The organism is Pseudomonas sp. R62 (assembly GCF_000257605.1).
Lineage (GTDB): Bacteria > Pseudomonadota > Gammaproteobacteria > Pseudomonadales > Pseudomonadaceae > Aquipseudomonas > Aquipseudomonas atacamensis.
This window is the reverse complement of sequence record NZ_JH635999.1, coordinates 23,357-27,873: the sequence shown is the minus strand read 5'-3', so window position 1 is coordinate 27,873 and position 4,517 is coordinate 23,357. Positions and strand designations below refer to the sequence as shown.

4 protein-coding genes and 1 pseudogene are annotated in these 4,517 nt (G+C 59.6%); 2 read left to right on the top strand and 3 right to left on the bottom strand.

Annotation, left to right across the window (positions count from 1 at the left end):
* Positions 1-71: 71 nt before the first annotated feature.
* The 3 genes and pseudogenes from OQK_RS32090 to OQK_RS18535 form a co-directional block, all read right to left on the bottom strand.
* On the bottom strand, positions 72-1,106 hold the full coding sequence (locus tag OQK_RS32090) for a methyl-accepting chemotaxis protein (protein ID WP_443216340.1): 1,035 nt from the start codon (positions 1,104-1,106) through the stop codon (positions 72-74).
* 63 nt (positions 1,107-1,169) lie between these two features.
* Positions 1,170-1,697: pseudogene (locus OQK_RS32085) on the bottom strand (MCP four helix bundle domain-containing protein); the annotation flags it as partial.
* Positions 1,698-1,819: 122 nt separating this feature from the next.
* Positions 1,820-2,881: an amidohydrolase family protein gene (locus OQK_RS18535; RefSeq protein ID WP_016773691.1), complete on the bottom strand. Its 1,062-nt coding sequence runs from the start codon at positions 2,879-2,881 to the stop codon at positions 1,820-1,822.
* A 129-nt stretch (positions 2,882-3,010) separates the two neighbouring features.
* Here OQK_RS18535 and OQK_RS18530 point away from each other — a divergent pair, with 129 nt between their 5' ends.
* Both OQK_RS18530 and OQK_RS18525 read left to right on the top strand, forming a co-directional pair.
* On the top strand, positions 3,011-3,427 hold the full coding sequence (locus tag OQK_RS18530) for an OsmC family protein (protein WP_016773690.1): 417 nt from the start codon (positions 3,011-3,013) through the stop codon (positions 3,425-3,427).
* Between the two features lie 61 nt (positions 3,428-3,488).
* Positions 3,489-4,355, top strand: a complete 867-nt coding sequence (locus OQK_RS18525; protein ID WP_016773689.1) for a pirin family protein — start codon at positions 3,489-3,491, stop codon at positions 4,353-4,355.
* Positions 4,356-4,517: the final 162 nt, after the last annotated feature.

Genomic DNA, 4,517 nt, shown 5'->3' with positions numbered 1-4,517 from the left:
CAAAGCATCGCAGGATTAGTCCCCTCTCCCTCCGGGAGAGGGTTAGGGTGAGGGGCTTTTGAAGGTCAAACTCACACCGAAAACCGCGCCACCATCCCGTTCAGATCCACCGCCAACTTCGACAACTCCTGACTCGCCGCACTGGTCTGATTGGCCCCCGCCGATGTCTGCATTGCCAGATCACGAATATTCATCAGATTGCGATCCACCTCGCGCGCCACCGCTGCCTGCTCTTCCGAGGCACTGGCGATGACCAGGTTGCGCTCATTGATCAAGGTAAACGCCGAGGCGATTTCCTCCAGGGCCGAGCCTGCGCTCTTCGCCAGCTCGAGGGTCGAGCGCGCCCTTGAGTTGCTCTGCTGCATCGAACTTACCGCCGAATCGGTGCCCTGCTGGATCCCGCCGATCATCTGCTCGATTTCCTGGGTCGACTGCTGGGTGCGATGCGCCAGCGCGCGCACTTCATCCGCCACCACTGCAAAGCCACGCCCGGCATCGCCGGCGCGCGCGGCTTCGATCGCGGCGTTGAGGGCGAGCAGATTGGTCTGTTCGGCGATCGAGCGAATCACGTCCAGCACTTTGCTGATGCCATGAACCTTTTGCGCCAGCGCCTCGACCTGCGCGGCATTATTGGTGACATCGCCAGCGAGAAACTCGATCGACGTCACCGTCTGCTGAACTTGCTCGCGCCCTTGGCGGGCGATGCGGTCGGATTCGCGGGAAGCTTCAGACGTGGCCACGGCGTTGTTCGCCACCTCTTCCACCGCTGCTGTCATCTGGTTGACCGCAGTGGCGGCCTGTTCGATTTCCTGACTTTGCTGATGCAAGCCGCGAGTGGCATCTTCGGTGACGCTGCTGAGTTCTTCGGCGGCCGAGGCCAACTGGGTCGACGACTCGGAAATGCGCCGGATCGTGTCGCGCAGATTGTGCTGCATGCTTTTCAACGCTTGCAGCAGACGCGCCGGCTCGTCTTTGCCAGTGATGTGAATGTCACCGGTCAAATCACCACCGGCCACGACTTCGGCCACGCTGAGCGATTGCGACAACGGCACGACAATGCTGCGCGTCAGCAGCAATGCCAGGCCAATGGTAATCAGCGCAGCCATGGCGATCATTACTGCGACCCATAGCCGCGATTGCTTGAACACCAGCCGCGCGGCCTCAGTGGCCAGACCGGCATTCTGTTTATTCAACTCGACCAGCTCACGCAAAGTGGCGGCGATTTCATCGGCCAGCGGGCTCATCTGATCATTGAGAATCGTCGAAGCCTCAGCGACCCTATTCTGCGCTGACAGCTGTAGGACTTGTGCCTGAAGCTCAAGGTATTTGTGCTCGGTGCCCTTGAAGCGTTCGAACAATACGCGCTCTTCAGGCAGCACGATCAGACCGTCATAACGCTGCTGCGCTTCGCTCAAGCCACTGCGCAGCTCGTCGAGCTTGGCGACATTCTGCTCCAGTGCCTTGGGGTCACGGTTGAGTAACAGGCGCATGGTCAGTGCGCGCAGGCGCAGCATGTCCTGACTCATCTCACCCACCGCCATCACGCTTGGCAGCCAGTTGTTGTCGACTTCATCGGACTGCGCACGCATGTTCGACATTTGCAGCAAGGCGAACGCGCCAAGGGCGAACACCATCAAGGCCAGCAGGCCAAAACCGAGACCGGCACGCGGGGCAATATTGAGACTACGGATATTCATCACTCTGGCTCCTTCCAAAAGCGCTGCATCAGCCTGCAGCGGGTTGCTTTAGAAGGTATCGGCATTGCCCTGAAATTGCGTAAGACGAAAAAGCGATAGGCAGACGAGTGGCTAGTCCGAACTCATGGCTTTGACGTTTCAGCGCGGACCGGCGGGTTTACAGTGTTGCGCGGCAATATCGCCAGGAAGTTATCCCGCGCGACTTTGCGCGCCACCGCCTCCGGCAGCGCATCGAGAAACGGCTTGTAGCTGTGCATTTCCTGACCGAGCTTGTTGAACCGTCCTACTACGTCTGAGCCGAGCATGAAGCGCTCGGGATACTTTTCCACCAGCGCCAGCCATTCGGCGCGCGGCTTGCCCTGCTCGTCCAGCAGATACGGCGTGAGCATGCTCCACGACAGGTCGATAAACAGATTCGGATAAGCCTCAAGCATGCGCGTCAGGGTTGGCAGGAGAAACGGCAACTGGGTCTGATGCCGATGGATCTCGGCGCTGGTGCCGGCGTGCGCCCAGATGAATCGCGTGTGCGGATGATTGCGCAGCGGCTCTTCGACCTCCTTCAGGTACAGCGGATTTCTCTCACGCTTGGAAGTGATGTTGGAATGCAGCATCACCGGCAGATCGTTTTCCGCAGCGAGGTGATAGATCTTGGTCATCGCCTCGTTGTTGGCCCGGGGTGTGTCGCCGGAGGTCAGCGCGGTCAGGTCATCGTGCCGGGTGAACACCTCGCCGATGCCCTGCCACAAACCCGGATACAGGTCGAGCATGCGCTGAATGTGCGCGGCGGAATTCTTGTCATTGGGATTGAAGCCGGACAGGAACGGATGAAAGTACTGGCGCTGCTCCGGCGCAAGTTTTTCCACCGCGTCGGCAATTATCACATCGGTGGCGCTGTACCAATAGGCATCGGCGTCATCACCGGCGTAATAACGCGGGCGCTTGGGTTCGTCTTCATGCCATTTCTTCGCCACGGGAATGCCGGAAATCATCACGTGCTCGATGGAATTTTCTTTCATGGCCGTGAGCAATTTCTGAATGCCGGCGCTTTCCTGGAAAAAATCCACGTAATGCAGGTGCGCATCGCTGTAGGTGTATTCGCGGGCACTGGCGCTGCCAGCGAACAGCAGCAGACAGGCAAGACTCAGACGAGACAAGGACACAAGTAATCTCCGGCAGATGGGCATAGCCTAGACCGCGCCCGAACGACAAGGGTTCATCCCTGCGGAAAAGCGGAACGCCCACTGCCGGGAATGCTCTATAACTGCAAGGTCTGCTTTGATCGAACGATTTTTCCTGCCGCCTGTGAGGTTTCCATGACTGTTACCGTCAATACCGTCTCCGCCGAAGGTTTTCGTCACACCGTCCAGATCGACGACCACGAATTGTTTGCCGATGTACCGAAAACTGCCGGTGGTGAAGGCACCGCACCAGAGCCACACGATTACTTCGACGCTGCGCTGGGCGCCTGCAAAGCGCTGACCGTGAAAATGTATGCGAAGAAAAAAGACATCCCGCTGACCGGCGTGGGAGTCGAGGTAAAGCGCGACAACAGCCAGGAGCAGAAAGGCAAATACGCCCTGCATGTCACCCTTACCCTTAAAGGCGTACTGACCGACGCCCAGCGCGAGGAACTGCTGCGTGTGGCCGATCGCTGCCCGATTCACAAATTGATGACCACCAGCGAAGTCAGTATCGAAACCCACGCACCACAAGGCTTCGACAGCCAATAATCCTCCTGATGCCAGCGGCGGGTTATGCTTCTGGCATCACCCGCTCAGCCTGGAATGCACCATGGACACGCCACTCCTGATCATCCGCCCGCGCGCCGAAGACGTCGAAGGCCAGCCGATCCTGCGCCCGCTGCCGTCAGCCAAATGCCGCAATGTCGGGCCTTTCGTGTTTTTCGACCACATGCTCGAAACGATTTATCCGACGGGCAAAGGTATGGACATCCGACAGCATCCGCACATTGGTCTGTCGACGCTTACCTATCTGTTCGAAGGGCAATTGCAGCACAAGGACAGTCTGGGCTCCGATCAAGTGGTCGGCGCCGGCGATGTCAGCTGGATGACCGCCGGCAGCGCCATCGCCCACGTCGAGCGTACGCCAGCGCCACTGCTCGCCGAGACCTTCACCCTGCACGGCCTGCAAGTCTGGCTGGCCTCGCCCAAGGCACACGAACAGGGCCCGGGGCATTACAGCCATCACCCGGCAGCGATGCTGCCGGTCAGCGATAACCTTGGCGTGCAGATTCGCATGATTGCCGGGTCAGGCTTTTGCCTGGAATCGCCGGTGCCAGTGCTTTCTCCTACGCTGTATGCGGAAGTGAAGATGCAGACCGCGACCACCCTGCTGATTCCCACCGAGCATGAAGAACGCGCGGTGTACGTGTTGAGCGGTGATGCGCAATTGAATGGCGAGGCGATCGAGCCGCAAGCGCTGGTGGTGTTGCCAGCCGGCGAAGAGATGAGCCTGTTTGCCGAAAGCGATGTGCACGCGGTGGTGTTCGGCGGCGCGGCGCTGGACGGTCCGAGGCGGATCAACTGGAATTTTGTTGCAAGCGATCCGGCGGCGATTGATGAGGCACGGCGCAAATGGGCGGCCAAGGAATGGCCGACGGTGCCGGGGGAAGTCGAGCGGATCGAACTACCGCGCTAGGCCGCTTACCCTCACCCCAGCCCTCTCCCAGAGGGAGAGGGAGCCGAGGCGTCTTGCGTTATACATCGACCTGAAAAATCCCGGCGATTATGGATTCGCCTGTTCACGTTCAGGTCGACGTCACTCCCGAGCACCCCCCAATCAGTCCCCTCTCCCTCCGGG